The 24,320-nt window shown below is 58.7% G+C and carries 20 protein-coding genes and 1 pseudogene; 12 read left to right on the top strand and 9 right to left on the bottom strand.

Annotated elements, in window-relative coordinates; genetic code table 11:
• The first annotated feature begins 48 nt into the window (after positions 1 to 48).
• The 3 genes from HMPREF3142_RS10520 to xylR all read left to right on the top strand — a co-directional run bounded on the left by HMPREF3142_RS10520 (position 49) and on the right by xylR (position 4,162).
• Positions 49 to 1,590 carry a xylose ABC transporter ATP-binding protein gene (locus tag HMPREF3142_RS10520; protein ID WP_012540329.1) on the top strand — a complete coding sequence of 514 codons (1,542 nt, stop codon included), beginning with the start codon at positions 49 to 51 and terminating at the stop codon, positions 1,588 to 1,590.
• A complete protein-coding gene (xylH, locus tag HMPREF3142_RS10515) occupies positions 1,568 to 2,749 on the top strand; it encodes a xylose ABC transporter permease XylH (RefSeq protein ID WP_070612056.1) in 1,182 nt (393 codons plus the stop codon). Before HMPREF3142_RS10520 ends, xylH begins: the two co-directional genes overlap by 23 nt.
• Before the next feature lie 234 nt (positions 2,750 to 2,983).
• Positions 2,984 to 4,162, top strand: coding sequence for a D-xylose utilization transcriptional activator XylR (xylR, locus tag HMPREF3142_RS10510; RefSeq protein ID WP_008806872.1), 1,179 nt, complete (start codon positions 2,984 to 2,986; stop codon positions 4,160 to 4,162).
• 38 nt (positions 4,163 to 4,200) lie between these two features.
• Here xylR and HMPREF3142_RS10505 read toward each other — a convergent pair whose 3' ends face one another.
• Entirely contained in the window at positions 4,201 to 5,019 is an 819-nt protein-coding gene (locus HMPREF3142_RS10505) for a protein bax (RefSeq protein WP_008806871.1), read from the bottom strand.
• A 314-nt stretch (positions 5,020 to 5,333) separates the two neighbouring features.
• Here HMPREF3142_RS10505 and HMPREF3142_RS10500 point away from each other — a divergent pair, with 314 nt between their 5' ends.
• Positions 5,334 to 7,367, top strand: coding sequence for an alpha-amylase (locus HMPREF3142_RS10500; RefSeq protein WP_070612055.1), 2,034 nt, complete (start codon positions 5,334 to 5,336; stop codon positions 7,365 to 7,367).
• Positions 7,368 to 7,535: 168 nt separating this feature from the next.
• Complete coding sequence (gene avtA, locus HMPREF3142_RS10495) at positions 7,536 to 8,792, top strand: valine--pyruvate transaminase (protein ID WP_049157236.1); 1,257 nt, start codon at positions 7,536 to 7,538, stop codon at positions 8,790 to 8,792.
• A 42-nt stretch (positions 8,793 to 8,834) separates the two neighbouring features.
• Here the strand turns inward: avtA and HMPREF3142_RS10490 are convergent, their stop codons facing one another.
• The 7 genes and pseudogenes from HMPREF3142_RS10490 to HMPREF3142_RS10465 all read right to left on the bottom strand — a co-directional run bounded on the left by HMPREF3142_RS10490 (position 8,835) and on the right by HMPREF3142_RS10465 (position 15,120).
• On the bottom strand, positions 8,835 to 9,320 hold the full coding sequence (locus HMPREF3142_RS10490; RefSeq protein ID WP_008806868.1) for a 4Fe-4S dicluster domain-containing protein: 486 nt from the start codon (positions 9,318 to 9,320) through the stop codon (positions 8,835 to 8,837).
• Positions 9,321 to 9,429: 109 nt separating this feature from the next.
• Positions 9,430 to 9,522: pseudogene (locus tag HMPREF3142_RS27735) on the bottom strand (IclR family transcriptional regulator); the annotation flags it as partial.
• A gap of 42 nt (positions 9,523 to 9,564) precedes the next feature.
• The gene (gene selB, locus HMPREF3142_RS10485) at positions 9,565 to 11,406 is read right to left on the bottom strand and encodes a selenocysteine-specific translation elongation factor (RefSeq protein ID WP_049157242.1); all 1,842 of its coding nucleotides are present in this window, start codon (positions 11,404 to 11,406) and stop codon (positions 9,565 to 9,567) included.
• Positions 11,403 to 12,791, bottom strand: a complete 1,389-nt coding sequence (selA, locus tag HMPREF3142_RS10480; protein WP_008806866.1) for an L-seryl-tRNA(Sec) selenium transferase — start codon at positions 12,789 to 12,791, stop codon at positions 11,403 to 11,405. The genes selB and selA overlap by 4 nt, the downstream gene beginning before the upstream one ends.
• Before the next feature lie 105 nt (positions 12,792 to 12,896).
• Complete coding sequence (locus HMPREF3142_RS10475; RefSeq protein WP_004145238.1) at positions 12,897 to 13,505, bottom strand: glutathione S-transferase; 609 nt, start codon at positions 13,503 to 13,505, stop codon at positions 12,897 to 12,899.
• A 106-nt stretch (positions 13,506 to 13,611) separates the two neighbouring features.
• Positions 13,612 to 14,748 (bottom strand): HlyD family secretion protein, encoded by a 1,137-nt coding sequence (locus HMPREF3142_RS10470; RefSeq protein ID WP_009484617.1) that lies wholly within the window; start codon positions 14,746 to 14,748, stop codon positions 13,612 to 13,614.
• Between the two features lie 3 nt (positions 14,749 to 14,751).
• Complete coding sequence (locus HMPREF3142_RS10465) at positions 14,752 to 15,120, bottom strand: DUF3302 domain-containing protein (protein WP_004152044.1); 369 nt, start codon at positions 15,118 to 15,120, stop codon at positions 14,752 to 14,754.
• Positions 15,121 to 15,658: 538 nt separating this feature from the next.
• Between HMPREF3142_RS10465 and mtlA the strand changes: the two genes are divergently transcribed.
• The 3 genes from mtlA (at position 15,659) to mtlR (ending at position 19,413) form a co-directional block, all read left to right on the top strand.
• Complete coding sequence (mtlA, locus tag HMPREF3142_RS10460; RefSeq protein ID WP_004173919.1) at positions 15,659 to 17,566, top strand: PTS mannitol transporter subunit IICBA; 1,908 nt, start codon at positions 15,659 to 15,661, stop codon at positions 17,564 to 17,566.
• 102 nt (positions 17,567 to 17,668) lie between these two features.
• Positions 17,669 to 18,817 carry a mannitol-1-phosphate 5-dehydrogenase gene (gene mtlD, locus HMPREF3142_RS10455; protein WP_008806863.1) on the top strand — a complete coding sequence of 383 codons (1,149 nt, stop codon included), beginning with the start codon at positions 17,669 to 17,671 and terminating at the stop codon, positions 18,815 to 18,817.
• A complete protein-coding gene (gene mtlR, locus HMPREF3142_RS10450) occupies positions 18,817 to 19,413 on the top strand; it encodes a mannitol operon repressor MtlR (RefSeq protein ID WP_002922401.1) in 597 nt (198 codons plus the stop codon). Before mtlD ends, mtlR begins: the two co-directional genes overlap by 1 nt.
• On the opposite strand, the gene HMPREF3142_RS10445 is transcribed toward mtlR, so the two are convergent.
• Positions 19,402 to 19,626 (bottom strand): hypothetical protein, encoded by a 225-nt coding sequence (locus tag HMPREF3142_RS10445; RefSeq protein ID WP_012540317.1) that lies wholly within the window; start codon positions 19,624 to 19,626, stop codon positions 19,402 to 19,404. The two genes, mtlR and HMPREF3142_RS10445, sit on opposite strands and share 12 nt — an antisense overlap.
• Before the next feature lie 272 nt (positions 19,627 to 19,898).
• Between HMPREF3142_RS10445 and HMPREF3142_RS10440 the strand changes: the two genes are divergently transcribed.
• The 4 genes from HMPREF3142_RS10440 (at position 19,899) to lldD (ending at position 24,155) form a co-directional block, all read left to right on the top strand.
• Complete coding sequence (locus HMPREF3142_RS10440; protein WP_008806861.1) at positions 19,899 to 20,261, top strand: YibL family ribosome-associated protein; 363 nt, start codon at positions 19,899 to 19,901, stop codon at positions 20,259 to 20,261.
• Positions 20,262 to 20,545: 284 nt separating this feature from the next.
• Entirely contained in the window at positions 20,546 to 22,201 is a 1,656-nt protein-coding gene (lldP, locus tag HMPREF3142_RS10435) for an L-lactate permease (RefSeq protein ID WP_008806860.1), read from the top strand.
• Positions 22,198 to 22,971: a transcriptional regulator LldR gene (lldR, locus tag HMPREF3142_RS10430; protein WP_008806859.1), complete on the top strand. Its 774-nt coding sequence runs from the start codon at positions 22,198 to 22,200 to the stop codon at positions 22,969 to 22,971. The genes lldP and lldR overlap by 4 nt, the downstream gene beginning before the upstream one ends.
• Complete coding sequence (gene lldD, locus HMPREF3142_RS10425) at positions 22,971 to 24,155, top strand: FMN-dependent L-lactate dehydrogenase LldD (RefSeq protein ID WP_016161950.1); 1,185 nt, start codon at positions 22,971 to 22,973, stop codon at positions 24,153 to 24,155. Before lldR ends, lldD begins: the two co-directional genes overlap by 1 nt.
• Positions 24,156 to 24,320: the final 165 nt, after the last annotated feature.

Here is a 24,320-nt window from a genome sequence, read left to right as displayed (position 1 = left end):
CCGGGGCGTCATTTTCATCCCGCCGGATATCACTTTTGCGGAGTCTTTATGGCCTGGCTACTCGAAATGAAGAACATCACCAAAACCTTCGGCGCCGTTAAAGCCGTGGATAACGTCAGCCTGCGTCTTAACGCGGGTGAGGTGGTCTCGTTATGCGGTGAAAATGGGTCGGGGAAATCGACGCTGATGAAGGTGTTGTGCGGTATCTATCCGCACGGAAGCTATGAGGGCGAGATTATTTTTGCCGGCGAAACGCTGCAGGCAAACCATATTCGCGATACCGAACGCAAAGGCATCGCCATTATTCACCAGGAGCTGGCGCTGGTGAAACATCTCACCGTGCTGGAGAATATTTTCCTCGGCGCCGAGATCTCCCGCCACGGTCTGCTGGATTATGAAACCATGACGCTGCGCTGTCAGAAGCTGTTGGCGCAGGTCAATCTGCCCATTTCGCCCGACACCCGCGTCGGCGACCTCGGCCTTGGCCAGCAGCAGCTGGTGGAGATCGCCAAGGCGCTGAATAAACAGGTTCGTCTGCTGATCCTCGACGAACCGACCGCTTCCTTAACCGAACAAGAGACCGCGACGCTGCTGACGATCATTCGCGATCTGCAAAACCACGGTATCGCCTGCATTTATATTTCTCACAAGCTCAATGAGGTCAAAGCGATCTCCGACACGATCTGCGTGATCCGCGATGGCCAGCACATCGGCACCCGCGACGCCAGCGGCATGAGCGAAGACGATATCATCACCATGATGGTCGGCCGCGAGCTCACCGCGCTCTATCCCAGCGAGCCGCACGCCCACGGCGAGGAGATCCTGCGGGTCGAACATTTAACCGCCTGGCACCCGGTAAACCGCCATATTAAACGCGTCAATGACGTCTCGTTTTCCCTGCGTCGCGGGGAAATCCTCGGCATCGCCGGGTTGGTCGGCGCCGGACGTACCGAGGCGGTACAGTGCCTGTTCGGCGTCTGGCCGGGGCGCTGGCAAGGGGAGATCTTTATTGATGGCCAGCCGGTGAGCATTTCTAACTGCCAGCAGGCCATTGCCCACGGCATCGCCATGGTGCCGGAAGACCGCAAAAAAGACGGCATCGTGCCGGTGATGGCGGTGGGCAAAAACATTACCCTGGCGGCGCTCAACCAGTTCACCGGCGCGATGAGCAGCCTGGACGACGCCGCCGAGCAGCACTGCATTCAGCAGTCCATTCAGCGTTTGAAAATTAAAACCTCCTCGCCGGAACTGGCGATTGGCCGCCTGAGCGGCGGCAACCAGCAAAAGGCGATACTCGCGCGCTGTCTGCTGCTCAATCCGCGCATTCTGATCCTCGACGAACCCACCCGTGGCATCGATATCGGGGCGAAGTATGAAATTTATAAACTGATTAACCAGCTGGTGCAGCAGGGCATCGCGGTCATTGTCATTTCATCAGAACTGCCCGAGGTGCTCGGTCTCAGCGATCGGGTGCTGGTCATGCACGAAGGCAGACTAAAAGCCAATTTGGTTAATCAACATCTGACCCAGGAACAGGTGATGGAAGCCGCGCTGAGGAGCGAACGCCATGTCGAAGAACACGTCGTCTGAAATCAAACTCACCCCAACTGCCCCCGCCGCCTTGCCGGCGCTGAAGGGGCTGAATCTCCAGGTCTTTGTGATGATCGCCGCCATCGTCGTCATTATGCTGTTTTTCACCTGGGTTACCGATGGCGCCTACCTGAGCGCACGCAATATCTCCAACCTGCTGCGCCAGACGGCCATCACCGGCATCCTCGCCGTTGGCATGGTGTTTGTGATTATTTCGGCAGAAATCGACCTGTCCGTCGGCTCGATGATGGGGCTGCTGGGCGGCGCCGCGGCAATCTTTGACGTCTGGCTCGGCTGGCCGCTGCCGCTCACCATCCTGGTGACCCTGGTGATGGGCCTGCTGCTCGGGGCGTGGAACGGATGGTGGGTGGCCTATCGCAAGGTTCCCTCGTTTATCGTCACCCTCGCCGGGATGCTGGCGTTTCGCGGCATTCTGATCGGCATCACCAACGGGACCACCGTCTCGCCCACCAGCCCGGCGATGGCGCAGATCGGCCAAAGCTATCTGCCAGACGGTATTGGGTTTGGCATCGGCGTTGTCGGCATGGCGGCGTTTATCGTCTGGCAGTGGAGCGGGCGGATGCGCCGTCAGGCGTTAGGTCTGGCGACCTCGTCCTCCACCGCCGCCGTCGGCCGTCAGGCCATTACCGCGGTGATTGTGCTGGGCGCAATCTGGCTGCTCAATGACTATCGCGGCGTGCCCACCCCGGTGCTGATCCTCGCTGCCCTGCTGCTGGCAGGCCTGTTTATGGCCACCCGCACCGCCTTTGGTCGTCGCATCTATGCCATCGGCGGCAACCTGGAGGCGGCCCGCCTCTCAGGGATCAACGTCGAGCGAACCAAGCTGGCGGTGTTTGCCATTAACGGCCTGATGGTCGCCATTGCCGGGCTGATCCTCAGCTCGCGCCTCGGCGCCGGGTCGCCCTCGGCGGGCAATATCGCCGAACTGGACGCCATCGCCGCCTGCGTCATCGGCGGCACCAGCCTGGCGGGCGGCATCGGCAGCGTCGCCGGAGCGGTAATGGGGGCGTTTATTATGTCAGCCCTGGATAACGGCATGAGCATGATGGACGTCGCCACCTTCTGGCAATATATCGTTAAAGGCGCCATTTTGCTGCTGGCGGTGTGGATGGACTCCGCCACCAAGCGGCGCGCGTGAGGAGAGACTCTCTGAAGAATGTCTGAATTCTTTGCGCTACCGCCAAACTTCGCCACAAGGCGCTTGAAATATCTCGGGCATTAGCCGGTAGTGTATACCCAACATCATTCGGGTTGCAGACGACGCCCCCGGGCCGCGTGCCGGCGTACGTGGCCCGGGTGAGTGAGGAAGCCAGGCCATCGGCAACATCAAGAATGAAGGGGTATGACCGGGGTTAGAGCAGGAACATTATCTATGTTTGAAAAGCGTCACCGTATTACGCTGTTATTCAATGCCAACAAAGCTTATGACCGCCAGGTGGTTGAGGGCGTCGGCGAGTATCTGCAAGCCTCCCAGCTGGAGTGGGATATCTTTATTGAAGAGGATTTTCGGGCACGAATCGAAAACATCAAAGAGTGGTTGGGCGATGGCGTTATCGCCGACTATGACGATCCCGAAATTGAAAAGCTGCTGGCCGATGTCCACGTGCCCATCGTCGGCGTCGGCGGCTCTTATCATCAGCCAGAGCAGTACCCGCCGGTCCACTATATTGCCACGGACAACGCCGCGCTGGTGGAAAGCGCCTTTCTTCATTTGAAGGAAAAAGGGGTGCACCGCTTCGCGTTTTACGGACTCCCCACCTCCAGCGGTAAACGCTGGGCGGTAGAGCGCGAGTATGCCTTCTGCCAGCTGGTCGCGAAGGAGAAGTATCGCGGCGTGGTCTACCAGGGGCTGGAGACGGCGCCGGAAAACTGGCAGCACGCGCAAAACCGGCTCGCCGACTGGCTGCAAACCCTGCCGCCGCAAACCGGCATCATCGCCGTCACCGACGCCCGCGCCCGCCACGTCCTGCAGGCCTGCGAGCTGCTGCATATCCCGGTGCCGGAGAAACTGTGCGTTATTGGCATCGATAACGAGGAGCTGACCCGCTATCTCTCTCGCGTCGCCCTCTCCTCCGTCGCCCAGGGCACCCGCCAGATGGGTTATCAGGCGGCAAAATTACTCCACCGGCTGCTGAATAACGAGGTGCTCCCGCTGCAGCGCCAGCTGATCCCGCCGATGCGCGTCGTTGAGCGACGCTCCACCGACTACCGGTCATTGAACGATCCCTCCGTGATTCAGGCGATGCATTACATTCGCAACAATGCCTGCAAAGGCATCAAGGTGGAACAGGTGCTCGACGCCGTGGGCATCTCTCGCTCCAATCTGGAGAAACGCTTCAAAGAGGAAGTCGGGGAGACCATCCACACGGTGATCCACAGCGAGAAACTGGAAAAGGCGCGCAGCCTGCTGGTGTCCACCAGCCTGTCGATCAATGAGATTTCACAGATGTGCGGCTACCCATCGCTGCAATATTTTTATTCGGTGTTTAAGAAGGAGTACGACGTGACGCCGAAGGAGTACCGTGACCGGCACAGCGAGGTGATGCTGTAGGGCAAAAAAATGCCCGGCGACAAGGCCGGGCATCCGGATTACAGATGGGCGGCGATGAGCCGCTGATTGTCCTGATACATCGCGAAGAGATAGTTGTTGTAGCTCGACCCTTTGGTCGAATAACCCTTCAGCTTATGAATCATGGTACTGGCCGTCACTTCCTGATCCGCCTTGCGCAGCTGCAGGCGCGATTTGCGGAATGAAGAATAAGCCGGGTGGGTGTTCAGGTTGGTGACATAAGCCTGCACCGACTGCTCCACTGATTCGAACTGCGAGTAGCCTTTCATCGCCCCGCGGCAGCGACCAGCGCCGCACTTCATGCCAAACAGGTTGTTGTTCTCACGCGCCAGCTTGGAGGTACCCCAGCCACTTTCCGCCGCCGCCATGGTCGCTACCATGCTGTTCGGAATAATGTCGACACGCTCAAGCAGCGCGTTCCAGGGCACATGACGCGTATTGCCTGACCACTTCACCTTATAACGGGCAGCGATATCTTTCAGGCGCGCCTTCTCAGTCGGCGACCAGCGAGCATCGTACTGCTTGGAAACAAGCCAGTTACGATCCGCAGTAATCGCCTGATTCTGCTTGGTAATATAAGGCATGACCGTCCGGAGAAACGCTTTTTTCCTTGGTGTTCCGGAAGGGTATTTTCGCAAGTCAGGAAGTGAACTGCTCTTTACACTATTGCGAGAATACTCTTGTTTACTGCTTACCTTAGTACTACTGATCTTCTTAACCGTTGGGGCTTTATGACTCTTTGTTGCTGTGTGCGTTGTTGCCAACACACTACCTGAAAATACACAGGTTAGTAACATAAGTATGGCGGCCCCATATCGTCGTATGGGATTCGATATCATCAGGTCTCCTGGTCGGATATATGCATTCCAACACCTTGTTTTTCACAAAAAAACGATAGCTGAATCGCTAATAGTATCAAAAATACGCAATGAGAGCATCAACAGAAATAGTCCAATTCCGAATTGGTGTCATCTGAAATCGGTTTCTGCGCCGCATCGCCAGTGCGAAAATGCTAGCTTCGTCTCATTTTTAGCCTATTTTTTGAGCGGTGTCACTCACCCCTTTTCATCCTCCTGGTAAAACGCCGGCCAGGAGGAGTTCACCCGTGCGGCAACAAGGCACACTAGATAAAAACCGCTCACAGGATCCCGCAATGAAACTCGCTGCGCTTGCCACGTTATTCGTGCCTGGGATGGCCTTTGCCGCCTGGACTACTACCGACTTCCCTGCCTTTACCGAAGAAGGGACGGGCCGATTCATCAGCCAGAAAGTGGTTGAGAAGGGTACACGTCCTCTGCAGCTAAATTTTGACCAGCAGTGCTGGCAGCCTTCCGGCGGCATTAAGCTCAACCAGATGCTGTCCATGGAGCCCTGCCGTGGCACCCCGCCGCAATGGCGTATCTTCCGCCAGGGGTTGTATACCCTGGAGGTGGATACCCGCTCCGGCACACCGACAATGATGATTTCGCTGGAGGAAAAAGAGGCCAGCGCCGCGGCGCCGCAGATCCGTCAGTGTCCGAAGTGGGATGGAAAACCGCTGACCATCGACGTCAGCAAAACTTTCGCCGAGGGCAGCAAGGTCCGCGATTTCTACAGCGGCAATGTCGCGACCGTCAGCGGCGGCAAAATCACCCTGCAGCCCGCCTTCGGCAGCAATGGCCTGCTGCTGCTCGAGCGTGCCGAGACCGCCGCCCCGGCGCCGTTTGACTGGCACAACGCCACTGTCTACTTCGTCCTGACCGATCGCTTTGTAAACGGCAACCCGGCCAACGACAACAGCTATGGCCGTCATAAAGACGGCATGCAGGAGATCGGCACCTTCCACGGCGGCGACCTGCAGGGATTAACCAGCAAGCTGGATTATCTGCAGCAGATGGGGGTTAACGCCCTGTGGATCAGCTCCCCGCTTGAGCAGATCCACGGCTGGGTCGGCGGCGGCACGAAGGGCGATTTCCCGCACTACGCCTACCACGGCTACTACACCCAGGACTGGTCGAAACTGGACGCCAACATGGGGACCGAAGCGGATCTCCGCCGACTGGTGGATGAAGCGCATAAGCGCGGCATACGCATCCTGTTTGACGTGGTGATGAACCATACCGGTTACGCCACCCTGGCCGACATGCAGGAGTTCCAGTTCGGCGCCCTGTATCTGCAAGGCGATGAGCTGAAAAAAACCCTCGGCGAGCGCTGGACGGACTGGAAACCGGGCGCGGGCCAGACCTGGCACAGCTTTAACGACTATATCAACTTCAGCGACAAAGCCGGCTGGGAGAAATGGTGGGGCAAGAAGTGGATCCGCACCGATATCGGCGATTATGACAACCCAGGCTATGACGATCTCACCATGTCGCTGGCCTTCCTGCCGGACCTGAAAACCGAATCGAAGGAAGCCTCAGGCCTGCCGAACTTCTATAGCCATAAACCGGACACCGCAGCGAAAGCGATCCCGGGCTATACGCCGCGCGACTATCTGACACACTGGCTGAGCCAGTGGGTACGTGACTACGGCATCGATGGCTTCCGCGTCGATACCGCCAAACATGTGGAGATGGACGCCTGGCAGCAGTTAAAAACCCAGGCCACCGCCGCGCTGGCGGAGTGGAAGAAAGCCAATCCGGATAAAGCGCTGGATGCGGCGCCGTTCTGGATGACCGGCGAAGCCTGGGGACATGTAGTGATGCAGAGCGATTATTATCGCCACGGTTTTGATGCGATGATCAATTTCGACTACCAGGACCAGGCGGCGAAAGCGGCGACCTGTATGGCCAATATTGACCTCACCTGGCAGCAAATGGCGGACAAGCTGCAGAGCTTTAACGTCCTGAGCTACCTCTCCTCGCACGATACGCGGCTGTTCCGCGAAGGCGGCACCACCGCGGCGGAGCTACTGCTGCTGGCCCCTGGCGCCGTGCAGATTTTCTATGGCGACGAATCATCGCGCCCGTTCGGCCCCACCGGCTCGGACCCGCTGCAGGGTACCCGCTCGGAGATGAACTGGCAGGATGTCAACGGCAAGGCGGCCCGCAGCGTTACCCACTGGCAGAAGATCGGCCAGTTCCGCGCTCGCCATCCGGCAATCGGCATGGGCAAACAGACAACGCTGTCGATGTCGCGTGGTTACGGGTTCGTGCGTGAGAGCGGTGAAGACAAAGTGATGGTCATCTGGGCCGGACAGCAGCAGTAATCCACAGGTGGCTCTCCGCCCTGGCGGGGAGCCATTCAGAACAAAACGCTAACAAAATAGCAATTTACAGGATAAAGATAAAAAGCCGCCTCCTCCCGCCGATTTGCACCACGCCAGCGCTGGCGTTATGGTTAGCCACTTTCCAGAACCACCGATAGACTATTCGCGATGACATTTTCCCTTTTCGGCGACAAATTCACCCGTCATTCAGGCATCACCCGCTTGATGGAAGACCTTAATGACGGTCTGCGCACGCCGGGCGCTATTATGCTGGGCGGCGGCAACCCCGCTCAGATCCCGGAAATGAATGACTACTTCCAGCAGCTGCTGGCCGACATGCTGGATAATGGCAAAGCCCTTGATGCGCTTTGTAATTATGATGGTCCACAGGGCAAAAGCGAGCTGCTGGCTCTGCTGGCGAATATGCTGCGCGACGAGCTGGGCTGGGAGATCGAACCACAGAATATTGCGCTAACAAACGGCAGTCAGAGCGCATTTTTCTACTTATTTAATCTGTTTGCAGGCCGTCGGGCAGATGGCACCACGCGTAAGGTACTGTTCCCACTGACGCCAGAATATATTGGTTACGCCGATGCCGGTCTGGAAGAGGATCTGTTCGTTGCCACCCGGCCGAACATCGAACTGCTGCCGGAAGGCCAGTTCAAATACCACGTTGATTTTGAACATCTGCAGGTGACGGAAGAGACCGGGATGATCTGCGTCTCGCGCCCCACCAACCCGACCGGCAACGTCATCACTGATGAAGAGCTGATCAAACTGGATGCGCTGGCGAATCAGCACGGGGTCCCGCTGGTGATTGATAATGCCTACGGCGTGCCGTTCCCGGGCATTATCTTTAGCGATGCCCGACCGCTGTGGAATCCAAACATCGTGCTGTGTATGAGCCTGTCCAAACTGGGCCTGCCGGGCAGCCGCTGCGGGATTATCATCGCCAACGAGAAAATCATCACCGCCATCAGCAACATGAACGGCATTATCAGCCTCGCCCCTGGCGGCATTGGGCCAGCAATGATGTGCGAAATGATTAAACGACAGGATCTGCTGCGCCTGTCAGAGACGGTGATCAAGCCCTTCTATTACCAGCGGGTGCAGGAAACCATCGCCATTATTCGCCGTTATTTACCGGAGGAGCGCTGCCTGATCCACAAACCGGAGGGAGCCATTTTCCTCTGGCTGTGGTTTAAGGACCTGCCGGTCTCCACCGAGCTGCTGTATCAGCGGCTGAAAAAGCGCGGCGTGCTGATGGTGCCGGGGGATTACTTCTTCCCGGGTCTGGATAAGCCGTGGCCGCACACTCACCAGTGTATGCGCATGAACTATGTGCCAGACCCGCAAAAAATTGAGGCCGGGGTGAAAATTCTCGCCGAAGAGATTGAATTCGCCTGGCGCGAACAGGAAGCATAGCCTCTGACGCCACGGACGGTTAACGCCCGTCAGCGCCCCCACTCACGCCAGCGCCAGCCGCTGGCGTTTTTGCGCGCATAGCGCCTCCAGCTCCGCGGGAACCATCACCCGCAGCGCCTGCGTCGGGCAGGCGGCCACGCAGGCCGGTCCTTCAGCGCGGTGATGGCATAAATCGCATTTCAGCGCCTGCGCCTGCTCGTTCACTACCGTAACGGTCATCGCGCCGTACGGGCAGGCCACCATGCAACTTTTGCAGCCGATGCAGCGCCGCTGGTCGACCCACCAGACGTCATTGTCGCGCTGAATCGCCCCTTGCGGGCAAACGCTGGCGCAGGGCGCATCCTCGCATTGCCGGCACGCCGTCGCCGTCGATATGTCACCGCTTTTCACCACCCGGATACGCGGCGCGAAATGGTTCGTCGACAGGGCGGCGACATCCTGCGCCTGCTGGTGCGCCACCGCACAAGCCACTTCACAGGTACGACAGCCAATACACCGCTGGGCATTGGCAATAAGAAACTGGTTCATCCTCTGCTCCCTGGGGATAAAACCGCAGGGTGCCAGAATAGTCCCTGCCCGCGCTTTGATCCTGAATGGAATCAGCGCTGTTTTTTGTCAGATGGCCTGCAGGATGTGGTCATTTGCCTGACGCTTCACGCACCGTGAAACCCAGCTCACGCGAAATTGCTTCGGCGGTCTCACGCAGCGGTTTTAACAAGTTCTTTTCGCCAGCTCCCCTGCACGAAGTCCGCCGGGGAGCTGGCGTGAATGATTACAGAAACAACGCCTTATCGCGCAGGATATGATCGTTACCGCGACGGCGGGTGAAGCCAATCCGATCAAAATACTCCAGGATCTGAATCGCCAGCTTCCGCCCGACGTTTAAGGTATCGCGGAAATCCGCGGCGCAGGTTGATCCGCGCAGCTGATCCAGCTCGCGCACCCGCTGGGCGAATTGCACAATGCGATCGTTGCGGTAGTAACGATCCTTGACGATCGCGGTTATCATCCCCTGCTGCGCCGCCTGGCGCAGCACCGCGCGCATCAGCGACTCTTCGACATGGACTTCGCGCGCGAGATCGCGCACCCACCACGGATCGTCGCCGAACAGGGTTTCCACCTTCTGCCAGACCGCCTGCTGCTCGTCGGTAAACCCGGCTTTATGCTCCGGCAAATGCAGCCAGCCGTGATGGCTGTGGACTAAGCCACTCTCACGCATCTGCTCAATCAGCAGCAGCACCAGCGCTTCATCTTCCATCGGCAGCGCGATGCGGCGCAGGCGCTCCCGGCCAGGGCCCGGCTCGTCGCGATGCTGCTCATGGTAGCGCGCCAGGGCATCCAACAATTTTCGCTGCCAGCGGGCGGCAAGCGGCGCACTGAGCAGGCGCTGTCCGGCCTGCAGATAGTCCGGTCGCTGGATCAGGGCCGCCATTCCGGCTTCGCTGAGCTGCCGCGCCCAGGCGAAGCGCTCAAGCCGGACGGCATCCCGCTGCAGATGCAACTCCAGCGCCGGCGCATCGTCAGCGCCAACTGCCGCCAGGGCGTGCAGCCACTGCAGATACTCCGGTTTACGTTTGCCACGACGCGGGGGATCCAGCGTCACCACCCGTGCGCCGGCCAGCGTCATACGCGCAGAGATATCGCGGAGCACCAGCCGGTCGTTATCCGCCAGCCACAGCGGGGTATCCAGCACCAGCTCCGCCAGGTTGTCCTCGAGGAGCGACACCCGGCCGGTAATGTGGCTGGCAGCATGGTGAATATGCAGCGGTTGCCACTGGCTGAGCGGCGTATGGCACTGCAGCTCGACAATCACCCGTTCCGCAGGCTCCGGCGGCGGTGAGGACAACAGCCAGTCGCCGCGGTGCACTGCCTCTTTCTGTGCATCGCCGACAATATTCAGCGCAATGCGCTGCCCGGCGTGCGCCTGCTCAACCGCTTGATTCTGGGCATGCAGACCCCGCACGCGCATCGGCGTGTTGACGCCGGTGAGCCACAGAGTATCCCCGACCCGTACTTCACCGGAGAGCGCCGTCCCGGTGACCACCAGCCCTGCCCCTTTGACGGTAAAAGCGCGGTCCAGCGCCAGGCGAAACCGCTGCTGCTGCGGGCGGGGGCGCTCCGCAAGCTGCAGCAGATGGCTGCGCAGTTCGGCAATACCGATGTTTTCCGCCGCCGCGGTGGGAAAGAAAGCGACGGCGTCAAAGCCCAGCTCGCGCAGAGTCTGCTCGACCTCCGCCCGGACCTCCTCCACCCTGGTGGCCGCCACGCGGTCCGTTTTGGTGAGCGCCACGGTCAGCGTCGGCTTTCCGGTCAACTGCAGGATCGCCAGGTGTTCGCGGGTTTGCGCCATCACCCCGTCATCGCAGGCCACCACCAGCAGCGCATGGTCAATACCCCCCACCCCCGCCAGCATGTTGGACAAAAACTTTTCGTGTCCGGGAACGTCAATAAATCCCAGCACCCGCCCGTCCGGCTGCGGCCAGTAGGCATAGCCGAGATCGATCGTCATTCCCCGCGCTTTCTCTTCCGGCAGACGATCGGCATTTACGCCGGTTATCGCCTGCAGCAGCGTCGTTTTGCCGTGGTCAACATGTCCAGCGGTGGCAATAATCATCGTAACAACATCTCCATAAACCGGGTTTCATCTTCCAGACAGCGCAGGTCCAGCCAGAGCCGACCATCATCAATGCGGCCAATCACCGGACACGGCAGCGCGCGCCAGCGGGCAGCCAGCGCCTCCAGCCGGCTGCCGCGGCCGTCATGCGGGGTAAAGGTCAACGCCGCGCTGGGCAGGCGGTCAACGGGTAACGAACCGCTGCCAATCTGCGACTGGCAGGCTGCCACGCTGACGGCAAAGTCAGCATAGTGTGCCGCCAGGTCAGGCAGCAGGCGTTCAGCCAGCCGGCGGATCTCTTCCGCCGGACGGGTGAGCAAGCGCAGCGTCGGTAATCTCTCCGTCAGCACCTCCGGGTGCTGATAGAGGCGCAGCGTGGCTTCCAGCGCCGCGAGGGTCATTTTATCCGCGCGCAGGGCCCGCTTCAGCGGATGGCTTTGCAGCCGGGCAATCAGCGCGCGTTTGCCGACGATAATTCCGGCCTGCGGGCCGCCGAGCAGCTTGTCGCCAGAGAAACTGACCAGGCTCACCCCGGCGGCGATCATCTCCTGCGGCATCGGCTCCTTCGGCAGGCCATACTGGCTGAGATCCACCAGCGACCCGCTGCCCAGGTCGGCCACCACCGGGATGTCCAGTTCGCGGCCAATGGCCGCCAGCTCCGCTTCGTCGACGGCTTTAGTAAAGCCTTCAATGCTGTAGTTGCTGGTGTGAACCTTCATCAGCAGCGCGGTATTGTCATTCACCGCCTGACGATAGTCTTTGGCATGGGTGCGGTTGGTGGTACCCACTTCGTGCAGCTGACAACCCGCCTGACGCATCACATCAGGAATGCGAAATGCGCCGCCGATCTCCACCAGTTCGCCGCGGGAAACCACCACTTCGCGGCCGCTGGCGGTGGCCGCCAGCATCAGCAGAACGGCCGCCGCGTTGTTGTTCACGATACAGGCATCTTCCGCGCCGGTGATCTGGCACAGCAGATCGGCAATGGCGCGATCGCGATGGCCGCGCCCGGCGTCGTCGAGATCATATTCGAGCGTCACCGGCGCGCGCATCGCGCTGGCAACCGCCTCCACAGCCGACTCCGCCTGGATGGCGCGCCCCAGATTGGTATGCAATACCGTACCGGTGAGATTAAACACCGGACGCAGGGCGCTCCGCTGGCCGGCGGTGAGCCGCTGCTCACAGGCGTGCAGCCAGTCATGGCTCCAGTCAGGGAGCGTCTGCCGTTGGCTAATCTGTTCCCGCGCCTCATCCAGCATCTGGCGCAGCTGCGCCACCACCTGCGAATGGCCGTGCTGCGCCAGCAGGGGAGAAAAAGCGGGGTCGCGTAGTAAGCGGTCAATGGCCGGAAGCCGGGTATAAAGCGCACGAATATCGGTAGTCATGAATGGGCCTGGCGGTAAGTTATTTTCCCCCCTCCCGACGGGAGAGGGAGTCAACAATCAGCGGCGATTGTAACGCCTCCTTGCGCAAACTGTTACCTGCCTGGGTCAAGTCCGCGGCGGTTCGGTACGCGCAAAGCTGGCGCGCTGGAACAACGCATCCACCAGCTTCACCAGTTGCGGCCGGGTGGCGCACCAGCCGGGCGCGACCCGGCGAAAGTTCAGATAAGCAATGGCGCAGGCCGTTGAAATGGTCGCCAGATTAACCTCGTCGCCGCGCAGCGTTCCGTCTGCCGCGCAGGCTTCCAGCCGGTCGAGGCCGCGAGCCACTTTCTCCCGCTGGCGGAGCAGCTCTTGCTCTGACTGTTGCGCGCCCGGGCGAGCCTTTTCACGCACCAGCGCCTGGGCGGCCTCCATCACCCCATCCGCAAGCGCCTCTAGCTGACGCATCCTGAGAGCGGCTCTGGGGTCGGCGGGGATCATCGGCGGCGCCACGCCCAGCAGCTCCAGATACTGGGCGATGACCGGGGAGTCAAACCAGCACTCACCGTCGTCCGTCACCAGCGCCGGTACCTTGCCCAGCGGGTTATAGCGCGCCACACCGTTGCTTTCGCTGTAGGGGGATTCGTTGACAAACTCAAAAGGGATGCGCTTTTCCAGCAGGATCACGGAGATTTTGCGCACAAAGGGACTGGTGTAGCTGCCGATCAGTTTCATAACCTGCTCCTTATCGCCAACAAATTATCGCCAACAAAGATATGAGTATGGCTCAGGGCAGGACAAAAGGCAGGTGAGCGTCCCGCTCAACCTGCCGCCGATCGCATTAATGATCGAGATAGAGGTAGTGCATCCAGCTGGTCATCCGCAGCAGCACTTTACGCATCACCGAGACGTGGGCGAAATGGTCGGAGTAGACCGCCACCTGCGCGTAGATACCATCAGGCAGCGCATCAATTTCGGCATTGGGGTCGAGCTCGATGGTCGCCAGCACGCCATCGCTGCCCGGCGTCACGGTCAGCGACTGTAACGCCCCTTGCGCCTGATAACTTCCTCCCGGCACCACCGGTAAAATACTCACCAGTTTGCCGTGGAACACCTGCCCGGGCAGGGCGTTAAACACCGCTTCCGCGTCGTCGCCTTTCTCCAGCCTTAACAGGGAATTTTGCCGAAACTGGGCGACGATCAGCCGTTTTTGCTCGGGGATAAACACCATCACCGGACGCAGCGGCAGCGAGGCGGCATAGGTCCCCGGACGGATCAGCACCTGGGTGATATACCCATCGCTTGGCGCCCGCACGGTGGTCTGATCGAGATTATATTTCGCCTCCGCCAGCTGGGCGCGCAGGCTGGCCACTTGCGACTGCTCGCCGTTGATCATGCTGTCCAGCTGGCTCTGGATCTGCGCCTGCTCCGCCACCGACGCCTTGACCAGCGCGTCCTGGGCAAGGTAATTCTGCCTGGCGTTATCGATGTCGCTTTCCGAGAACGGGTTCACCCGCGCCTGGCTCCCTTTCAGGTAGCGCTGATAGTCCTTGTATAAGCGATCGCGTTCCGCCGACACGCGGGTGGTGTTGGCCTGGGCTTCAGAGAGCTGCGCTTTGAGGGTGTTAATACTGTGCAGCGCCGTCACCAGGTCGGCCTGCAGACGGTCGACCCGCGCCTGATAGCGCGCCGGGTCAATAGTAAAAAGCACCTCACCCTTTTTGACGCGCTGATTCGCTTTGTCGGTGACGCTGTTAACCACTCCGGTAACCTGCGGCGTAATAGGAATAGATATCACCGCCTTTTGCGCCAGAAAGGTGTAAGGGTGGTTATAGTTCATTAATAAAATAAGCGCGCTAACAATAAATACGCCCCCCAGCGCCGCGGTAGGTACCGTCCATTTATTTACCGGTATTTTGAAGATTTTAAATATCGACCAGGCGATGGCCACGTAGGTCAAAATTATCAACAGATCCATAGATTATTTCTCCGCCGCAGAGGTGGACTGCGGCCGCTGGATGGCCGCCACCTGGTGTTCAAGGTCGCTCAGTCGTTGGCGAAGCTGTTGTATATCGGTCTCTTTTTCAGGTTCGTCAGGGGCCGTATTCGCCTTATGCTGCATGCCCCAGCCGCGCTCAGGCTGGTACAACGTGGCCCAAATCCATAAAAACGGCCAGATGACGTGGAGAGTAAAAAGACTGACCCATCCGGCGACATGAATAGCATCGGAATGAGGGTGGTTGCGTTTTTTGGCGATCAAATAAGGAATATCGTGAATAATGATAATCCCATAAAAAATGACCAGAAAAACGAAGATCAGAACGCCCAGCGCAAAATAATTGAGAAACATAATTCCCTCGGCTTTACGCTAATAATTTATATGAATTTTATTCACGACCCACTGACATTCGGGCCGCTATTTTGAGCATAATTCACGCCTTTCATTTTTGCCATCCGGCGTAAAAAAGTTATTCGGCAGTTAAGGTTGCTTAGTTACAGAGCCATCTCGCCCTGGCCGCAAAACCGGGCCGAGATCACAGCGGCAAAAATCCACCGTGAAATTCTTTGTGATCAAAATCACAAACAAACAACAAAACCACGAAACAAAATTGTGACAAATATCACACAAAAAGGCAGATCAGCGGCTAAAAAGGCGCTGTGTTGTTTTTTTACACAGGAATTATGTGATCAGCATCACTACAAAAAGCGCTTTGCCCCCTATATTCATGTGATCCGTATCACACAAAAGGGCGCTGGCTGGACAGCTAAACGATTCAGTGCCAGATTTCGCACTATCAATCAGGGCCCGGCTACCTCTGCCGCCACATTAACAACAAACCTCGGGCTTTAAGCCTGCGCGATACGCAAAACAGAAGAAGGGGTGTTTTATGTCATCCGATATCAAGATCAAGGTGCAAAGCTTTGGTCGTTTCCTCAGCAATATGGTGATGCCGAATATCGGCGCGTTTATCGCGTGGGGTATCATCACCGCGCTTTTCATTCCGACAGGGTGGTTGCCAAACGAAACGCTGGCGAAGCTGGTCGGTCCGATGATCACCTACCTGCTGCCGCTGCTGATCGGTTACACCGGCGGTAAATTAGTCGGCGGCGAACGTGGTGGCGTGGTCGGGGCGATCACCACCATGGGCGTTATCGTCGGCGCGGATATGCCGATGTTCCTCGGCTCAATGATTGCCGGCCCGCTGGGCGGCTACTGCATCAAGAAGTTCGATAACTGGGTAGACGGTAAGATCAAATCCGGTTTTGAAATGCTGGTGAATAACTTCTCCGCTGGCATCATCGGGATGATCCTCGCCATTCTGGCCTTCCTCGGCATTGGCCCGGCGGTTGAAGTTCTGTCGAAAATTCTGGCGGCTGGCGTTAACTTTATGGTGGCGCACGACATGCTGCCGCTGGCGTCTATCTTCGTGGAACCGGCAAAAATCCTGTTCCTCAATAACGCCATTAACCACGGTATCTTCTCGCCGCTGGGTATTCAGCAGTCCCACGAGCTGGGTAAATCTATCTTCTTCCTGATTGAAGCTAACCCGGGTCCGGGGATGGGCGTTCTGCTGGCGTACATGTTCTTTGGTCGCGGCAGCGCAAAACAGTCAGCAGGCGGGGCGGCTATCATCCACTTCCTGGGGGGTATCCATGAAATCTACTTCCCGTACGTGCTGATGAACCCACGTCTGATCCTGGCCGTTATCCTCGGCGGGATGACCGGTGTCTTCACCCTGACCATCCTCAATGGCGGTCTGGTCTCTCCGGCTTCCCCTGGCTCTATCCTGGCGGTGCTGGCGATGACGCCGAAAGGCGCCTACTTCGCTAACATCGCCGCGATTATCGCAGCGATGGCGGTCTCCTTCGTGGTCTCTGCGGTTCTGCTGAAGACCAGCAAGGTAAAAGAAGAAGACGATATCGAAGCCGCAACGCGTCGTATGCATGACATGAAAGCGGAATCCAAAGGCGCCAGCCCGCTGGCGGCCGGTAATGTCACCAACGACCTGAGCCATGTGCGTAAAATCATCGTCGCCTGCGACGCCGGGATGGGTTCCAGCGCCATGGGCGCCGGGGTACTGCGCAAGAAAGTGCAGGATGCCGGACTGAGTAACATCTCGGTTACCAACAGCGCGATCAATAACCTGCCGCCGGATGTTGACCTGGTGATCACTCACCGTGACCTGACCGAGCGGGCGATGCGCCAGGTACCACAGGCGCAGCATATTTCGCTGACCAACTTCCTCGACAGCGGTCTGTACACCAGCCTGACTGAGCGTCTGGTCGCGGCCCAGCGCCACATCGAGAATGAAGTGAAAGTTACCGATAGCCTGAAAGACAGCTTTGATGATGGCGACAAAAACCTGTTCCAGTTGGGTGCGGATAACATCTTCCTCGGGCGCAAAGCAGCCACCAAAGAAGAAGCCATTCGCTTCGCCGGCGAGCAGCTGGTGAAAGGCGGCTACGTCGAGCCGGAATATGTGCAGGCGATGCTGGACCGCGAAAAACTGACCTCGACCTATCTCGGCGAGTCCATCGCGGTACCGCACGGCACCATCGAAGCGAAAGACCGTGTGCTGAAAACCGGCGTCGTCTTCTGCCAGTACCCGGAAGGCGTGCGCTTTGGGGAAGATGAAGACGATGTCGCCCGTCTGGTCATCGGCATCGCGGCCCGCAACAACGAGCATATTCAGGTTATCACCAGCCTGACTAACGCCCTGGATGACGAAACCGTGATTGAGCGCCTGGCGAAAACCACCAGCGTCGACGAAGTTCTGGCACTGTTGAATAAATAACCAAAGCGGTCCATTCCCTCTCCCTTTGGGAGAGGGTTTGGGTGAGGGGCAAAGCCTCACCCCAGCCCTCTCAGGTAAAAACATTAATTGAAGGTTAATACTATGAAAGCATTACATTTTGGCGCAGGTAATATCGGACGTGGCTTTATCGGTAAATTGCTGGCCGACGCGGGCATTGAACTGACGTTCGCCGATGTCAATCAGACCGTACTTGATGCCCTGAATGCCCGTCATAGCTATCAGGTTCACGTCGTCGGTGAGAATGAGCAGGTGGATACTGTCTCCGGCGTCAATGCCGTCAGCAGCATCGGCGATGAGGTTGTGGACCTGATCGCTGAGGTGGATCTGGTCACCACCGCCGTCGGTCCCGTCGTACTCGAGCGCATCGCCCCGGCCATCGCCAAAGGGCTGGCGAAGCGCAAAGCGCAGGGCAGCGAACGTCCGCTGAACATTATCGCCTGCGAAAATATGGTGCGCGGCACCACGCAGTTAAAAGGCCACGTGTTTAACGCGCTGGCGGAAGAAGATAAAGCGTGGGTTGAAGCCCATATCGGCTTTGTCGACTCAGCCGTTGACCGTATTGTGCCGCCATCGGCTTCCGCCACCCATGACCCGCTGGAAGTCACCGTGGAAACCTTCAGCGAGTGGATTGTCGATAAGACGCAGTTCAAGGGCGCGCTGCCGACTATCCCGGGAATGGAATTAACTGATAACCTGATGGCATTTGTCGAACGCAAGCTCTTCACCTTGAACACCGGGCATGCTATAACCGCCTACCTCGGAAAACTGGCGGGCCACCAGACGATTCGCGACGCGATCCTCGACGAGAAAATTCGTGCCGTCGTGCAGGGCGCGATGGAAGAGAGCGGTGCGGTGCTGATCAAACGTTACGCCTTTGACCCGCAGAAACACGCGGCTTATATCCAGAAAATTCTTGGACGTTTCGAGAACCCGTACCTGAAAGACGATGTTGAGCGCGTTGGCCGTCAGCCGCTGCGCAAACTGAGCGCTGGCGACCGTTTAATTAAGCCGCTGCTGGGTACCCTGGAATACGGTCTGCCGCACCGCAACCTGGTGAAAGGGATTGCAGCGGCGATGCATTTCCGTAGCGAAGACGATCCGCAGGCGCAGGAGTTGGCAGCCCTGATCGCCGACAAGGGGCCGCAGGCCGCGCTGGCGCAGATTTCCGGCCTGGATGCCGCAAGTGATGTCGTCGCGGAGGCCGTTAACGACTACAACGCGGAAAAATGATGCACAACCTGGCGCGACCAACGTCGCGCCCATTACGACTCCTGTCAGATATGCAGGCAATGATGGAAGAAACACAAGCATTTGAAAACCGTGTGCTTGAGCGTCTGAATGCTGGCAAAACCGTACGAAGCTTTCTGATCGCCACCGTCGAACTGTTAACGGAAGCGGTCAATATTCTGGTGCTTCAGGTGTTCCGTAAAGACGACTACGCGGTGAAATACGCCGTCGAGCCCTTGCTGGAGGGCAGCGGGCCGCTCGGCGATCTCTCTGTACGCCTGAAGCTGATTTATGGCCTTGGGGTGATAAGTCGTGCCGAATATGAAGACGCCGAACTGCTGATGGCCCTGCGCGAAGAGCTTAACCACGACGGCAATGAGTACAGCTTTACCGACGACGAAATTATCGGTCCGTTCGGCGAGCTGCACTGCGTCGCCGCCCTGCCGCCAACGCCGCAGTTTGATGACAGCGATGCCGAACTGCTGGCAATGCAGAAGCTGCGTTACCAGCAGATGGTGCGCTCAACAATGGTGTTGTCCCTGACTGAGCTGATTTCGCGAATCAGCTTAAAAAAAGCCTTCCAGAAATCAACGCTCTGACTCCGGCTCCGTCTGGTCGCAGGTCGGCCGGTAAAGCTGACGATAATATTCCAGACGCTGCAGAAACAACGCTTCCTTATCCTGGGGAATATCTCGCGGTATATGCTGCAGACGCGGAGATTTTTTCAAATACTCCATAAACGCCTGACTGGAAGCCATAAAATCAACCGCTTTATCGATTAAACGTGGTACGCCGTCGCCGATCTTTGCCATCACGTCCTCCTTTTGGGAATAATCTGATTAAGCATTAGCCAAATCACCGGCGCGGGTTAAGGAAAACGTGCTTATCTGCCGACGGGCTTCACAGAAATGAAATTAGAACGGGTATTAGGCGGAATATTAATAAAATTCAAATTATTAGCGAGCGCTGGTATAGCATTCTGCGGGCGATAAACGGCGAATTTTTGATAAATAACTATCAACAATGGCGGTCACGGCACATACTATAGGCGAATGAAGCCCCTTTATTAACAGATTAAGTCACCATGAAAGAAGTCGAAAAAAATGAAATCAAGCGCCTGAGCGACCGTCTCGACGCCATCCGCCATCAGCAGGCCGAGCTGTCGCTGGTGGAAGCCGCCGACAAATACGCCGAGCTGGAAAAAGAAAAAGCCACCCTGGAAGCGGAGATTGAACGTCTGCGTTCCGTCCAGAGCCAGAAGCTGAGCAAAGAGGCGCAGAAACTAATGAGCCTGCCGTTCCGCCGCGCGATCACCAAAAAAGAGCAGGCCGATATGGGCAAGCTGAAGAAAAGCGTTCGCGGTCTGGTGGTCGTCCATCCGATGACCGCCCTGGGCCGGGAAATGGGTCTGAAAGAGATGACCGGTTTCGCCCGCAGCGAATTCTGATCCCCTGCCCTCTCCGCCCGGAGAGGGTCATTCTGTCTTCACTTCCCACATTTTTACCCTCAGCCAGGTCGATTGGTCCAACCAATAATTTCATCTACCCCCCAGCAGTTCACAAATCCTTCAAAATACATCACAAACACGTTGCTTAAGAGCAACATCTGATTAACCATTCGTTGTCATCAACCCTGATACCCTTAATTGGCCGGGCCAATTTTACCTACGATGGGATCGGCAATGAGCGCAGACTCAGCCCTCCTCTCCTGGCGGCCCGATGGAGACCCTGCATGAATCTCTGGCAACAAAACTACGATCCCGCCGGTAATATCTGGTTATCCAGTCTTATCGCATCGCTACCGATTCTGTTTTTCTTTTTTGCGCTGATTAAGCTCAAACTGAAAGGCTACCTCGCAGCCACCTGGACCGTCGCTATTGCGCTGGCCGTCGCCTTGCTGTTCTATAAAATGCCGGTGGACCGCGCCTTAGCCTCGGTGGTCTACGGCTTCTTCTACGGCCTGTGGCCTATCGCGTGGATTATTATCGCCGCGGTCTTCGTCTATAAAATCTCGGTGAAGACCGGGCAGTTCGACATCATCCGCTCATCGATTCTGTCGATTACGCCGGACCAGCGCCTGCAGATGCTGATCGTCGGCTTCTCGTTCGGCGCCTTTCTCGAAGGGGCGGCGGGTTTCGGCGCGCCGGTGGCGATTACCGCCGCGCTGCTGGTCGGCCTTGGGTTTAACCCGCTGTATGCGGCTGGCCTGTGCCTGATCGTCAACACCGCGCCGGTAGCCTTCGGCGCGATGGGCATCCCGATCCTGGTCGCTGGCCAGGTGACCGGTATCGACAGCTTTGCTATCGGCCAGATGGTGGGCCGTCAGCTGCCGTTCCTGACCATTATCGTCCTGTTCTGGATCATGGCCATCATGGATGGCTGGCGCGGCATCAAAGAGACCTGGCCGGCGGTGATGGTGGCAGGCGGTTCGTTCGCTATTGCCCAGTACCTCAGCTCTAACTTCCTTGGCCCGGAGCTGCCGGACATCATCTCGTCGCTGGTCTCCCTGGTCTGTCTGACCCTGTTCCTCAAACGCTGGCAGCCGGTACGCATCTTCCGCTTCGGCGATATCGGCGCCTCGCAGGTGGATATGACGCTGGCCCGCACCCGCTACACGGCGGGACAAGTGATCCGCGCCTGGTCGCCGTTCCTGTTCCTGACCGCCACCGTGACCCTGTGGAGCGTACCGCCGTTTAAAGCGCTGTTCGCACCGGGCGGCGCAATGTATGACTTCGTCATCAATATTTCGGTGCCGTTCCTCGACAAAATGGTTGCCCGTATGCCGCCGGTGGTTAGCGCCGCGACGCCATACGCCGCGGTGTATAAATTCGACTGGCTGTCGGCAACCGGCACCGCCATTCTGTTCGCCGCCCTGCTGTCCATCGTCTGGCTGCGCATGAAGCCAAAAGACGCGCTGACCACCTTCGCCGGGACGCTGAAGGATCTGGCGCTGCCGATCTACTCTATCGGCATGGTGCTGGCGTTCGCCTTTATCTCCAACTACTCCGGGCTGTCGTCGACCCTGGCCCTGGCGCTGGCGCATACCGGCCACGCGTTTACCTTCTTCTCGCCGTTCCTTGGCTGGCTGGGGGTATTCCTGACCGGTTCGGACACCTCGTCTAACGCCCTGTTCGCCGCACTGCAGGCAACGGCCGCGCAGCAGATTGGCGTCTCCGATATTCTGCTGGTCGCGGCCAACACCACCGGCGGTGTCACCGGCAAGATGATTTCCCCGCAGTCGATCGCCATCGCCTGCGCCGCGGTAGGCCTGGTGGGTAAAGAGTCGGATCTGTTCCGCTTTACCGTCAAACACAGCCTGATCTTCACCTGCATGGTGGGCCTGATCACCACGCTGCAGGCCTACGTTTTAACCTGGATGATCCCGTGATAGTGATGCCTAAACGCCTGGCCGACGACGTGGCGCGTCGCGTCCGGGCGCTGATTGAAGAACAACAGCTGGAGGCGGGCATGCGACTGCCCGCTGAACGCCAGCTCGCCGCCCAGCTCGGCGTCTCGCGCAATTCCCTGCGCGAAGCGCTGGCGATGCTGGTCAATGAAGGCGTGCTGCTGAGCCGTCGCGGCGGCGGCACCTTCGTCCGCTGGCAGCATGAACCGTGGTCGGAGCAAAACATCGTCCAGCCGCTGAAGACGCTGCTGGCCGATGACCCGGACTACAGCTTCGACATCCTCGAAGCCCGCCACGCCATCGAGGCCAGCACCGCGTGGCACGCGGCGATGCGGGCCACCGACGCCGATAAAGAAAAAATTCGTCTGTGCTTTGAAGCGACCCAGAGTGAAGACCCGGATATCGCCTCGCAGGCGGATGTCCGCTTCCATCTGGCCATCGCCGAAGCCTCGCATAACGTGGTGCTCCTGCAAACCATGCGCGGTTTTTTCGACCTGCTGCACTCCTCCGTTAAGCAGAGCCGCCAGCGCATGTATCTGGTGCCGCCGGTGTTTGCCCGCCTGACTGAACAGCACCAGGCCGTTATGGAGGCTATTGTTGCCGGTGACGCCGAGGCGGCGCGGCAGGCGATGATGGGCCACTTAGGTTTTGTCCACGCCACGATTAAACGTTTTGATGAAGACCAGGCCCGCCAGGCGCGAATTACCCGCCTGCCCGGTGACCACAATGAAAATTCCAGGGAGAACTCGTGATGATTATTTCCGCCGCCAGCGACTATCGCGCCGCCGCACAGCGTATCCTGCCGCCGTTTCTGTTCCACTATATCGACGGCGGCGCCTACGCCGAACATACCCTGCGCCGTAACGTCGAGGACCTGTCCGATGTGGCCTTGCGCCAGCGTATTTTGCGCAATATGTCGGATCTGAGTCTCGAGACCACTCTGTTCAATGAGAAGCTGGCGATGCCGACGGCGCTGGCGCCGGTCGGGCTGTGCGGCATGTACGCTCGCCGCGGCGAAGTGCAGGCCGCCGGCGCGGCGGACGACAAAGGCATTCCGTTCACCCTCTCTACCGTTTCCGTTTGCCCGATTGAAGAGGTCGCCCCGACCATCAAACGCCCGATGTGGTTCCAGTTATACGTCCTGCGCGACCGCGGCTTTATGCGCAATGCGCTGGAGCGCGCCAAGGCCGCCGGCTGCTCGACGCTGGTCTTTACCGTCGATATGCCGACCCCTGGCGCCCGCTACCGCGACGCCCATTCCGGCATGAGCGGCCCGAACGCCGCCCTGCGCCGCTACTGGCAGGCGGTGACTCATCCGCAGTGGGCGTGGGACGTCGGCCTTAACGGTCGCCCGCACGATCTGGGCAATATCTCCGCCTATCTCGGCCAACCGACCGGTCTGGAGGATTACATCGGCTGGCTGGCGAATAACTTCGATCCGTCGATTTCATGGAAAGACCTCGAGTGGATCCGCGATTTCTGGGACGGTCCGATGGTGATCAAAGGGATCCTCGATCCGGAGGACGCCCGCGACGCGGTGCGCTTCGGCGCTGACGGCATTGTGGTCTCTAACCACGGCGGCCGCCAGCTCGATGGCGTGCTCTCCTCGGCCCGCGCCCTGCCGGCAATTGCCGACGCGGTGAAAGGCGACATCACTATTCTCGCCGACAGCGGCATCCGCAACGGGCTCGACGTGGTGCGGATGATCGCCCTGGGCGCCGACAGCGTGCTACTGGGCCGCGCTTACCTGTACGCCCTGGCGACCCACGGTAAGCAGGGCGTGGCGAATCTGCTGAACCTGATCGAAAAAGAAATGAAAGTGGCGATGACCCTGACCGGGGCGAAAACCATCCGTGAAATCAGCCGTGATTCGCTGGTGCAGAACGCCGAAGCGCTGCAGACCTTCGATGCGCTGAAGCAGGGCAACGCCGCGTAGGCGGCGTCATTCTCTCCCCTCACCCTAACCCTCTCCCTCAGGGAGAGGGTCGGACCTTTACCCGCGCCCTCCGGTCCACCGACCGGCGCCGGTTTTCCCCCTCTCCCTCAGGGAGAGGGTCGGGGTGAGGGTTCGCCAAATATCTGCTATTCTGCCCCCCGCAAT

The sequence above is a fragment of the Klebsiella sp. HMSC16C06 genome (assembly GCF_001808325.1).
Classification (GTDB): domain Bacteria; phylum Pseudomonadota; class Gammaproteobacteria; order Enterobacterales; family Enterobacteriaceae; genus Klebsiella; species Klebsiella variicola.
The sequence above is the reverse complement of the archived record's forward strand: the minus strand, read 5'-3'. Positions and strand labels throughout refer to the sequence as shown.

Excerpts from the sequence above, each read along its gene's own strand:
- HMPREF3142_RS10520 (WP_012540329.1), top strand. The coding sequence starts at position 49 with ATGGCCTGGCTACTCGAAATGAAGAACATCACCAAAACCTTCGGCGCC.
- xylH (WP_070612056.1), top strand. The coding sequence starts at position 1,568 with ATGTCGAAGAACACGTCGTCTGAAATCAAACTCACCCCAACTGCCCCC.
- xylR (WP_008806872.1), top strand. The coding sequence starts at position 2,984 with ATGTTTGAAAAGCGTCACCGTATTACGCTGTTATTCAATGCCAACAAA.
- HMPREF3142_RS10505 (WP_008806871.1), bottom strand. The coding sequence starts at position 5,019 with ATGATATCGAATCCCATACGACGATATGGGGCCGCCATACTTATGTTA.
- HMPREF3142_RS10500 (WP_070612055.1), top strand. The coding sequence starts at position 5,334 with ATGAAACTCGCTGCGCTTGCCACGTTATTCGTGCCTGGGATGGCCTTT.
- avtA (WP_049157236.1), top strand. The coding sequence starts at position 7,536 with ATGACATTTTCCCTTTTCGGCGACAAATTCACCCGTCATTCAGGCATC.
- HMPREF3142_RS10490 (WP_008806868.1), bottom strand. The coding sequence starts at position 9,320 with ATGAACCAGTTTCTTATTGCCAATGCCCAGCGGTGTATTGGCTGTCGT.
- selB (WP_049157242.1), bottom strand. The coding sequence starts at position 11,406 with ATGATTATTGCCACCGCTGGACATGTTGACCACGGCAAAACGACGCTG.
- selA (WP_008806866.1), bottom strand. The coding sequence starts at position 12,791 with ATGACTACCGATATTCGTGCGCTTTATACCCGGCTTCCGGCCATTGAC.
- HMPREF3142_RS10475 (WP_004145238.1), bottom strand. The coding sequence starts at position 13,505 with ATGAAACTGATCGGCAGCTACACCAGTCCCTTTGTGCGCAAAATCTCC.
- HMPREF3142_RS10470 (WP_009484617.1), bottom strand. The coding sequence starts at position 14,748 with ATGGATCTGTTGATAATTTTGACCTACGTGGCCATCGCCTGGTCGATA.
- HMPREF3142_RS10465 (WP_004152044.1), bottom strand. The coding sequence starts at position 15,120 with ATGTTTCTCAATTATTTTGCGCTGGGCGTTCTGATCTTCGTTTTTCTG.
- mtlA (WP_004173919.1), top strand. The coding sequence starts at position 15,659 with ATGTCATCCGATATCAAGATCAAGGTGCAAAGCTTTGGTCGTTTCCTC.
- mtlD (WP_008806863.1), top strand. The coding sequence starts at position 17,669 with ATGAAAGCATTACATTTTGGCGCAGGTAATATCGGACGTGGCTTTATC.
- mtlR (WP_002922401.1), top strand. The coding sequence starts at position 18,817 with ATGCACAACCTGGCGCGACCAACGTCGCGCCCATTACGACTCCTGTCA.
- HMPREF3142_RS10445 (WP_012540317.1), bottom strand. The coding sequence starts at position 19,626 with ATGGCAAAGATCGGCGACGGCGTACCACGTTTAATCGATAAAGCGGTT.
- HMPREF3142_RS10440 (WP_008806861.1), top strand. The coding sequence starts at position 19,899 with ATGAAAGAAGTCGAAAAAAATGAAATCAAGCGCCTGAGCGACCGTCTC.
- lldP (WP_008806860.1), top strand. The coding sequence starts at position 20,546 with ATGAATCTCTGGCAACAAAACTACGATCCCGCCGGTAATATCTGGTTA.
- lldD (WP_016161950.1), top strand. The coding sequence starts at position 22,971 with ATGATTATTTCCGCCGCCAGCGACTATCGCGCCGCCGCACAGCGTATC.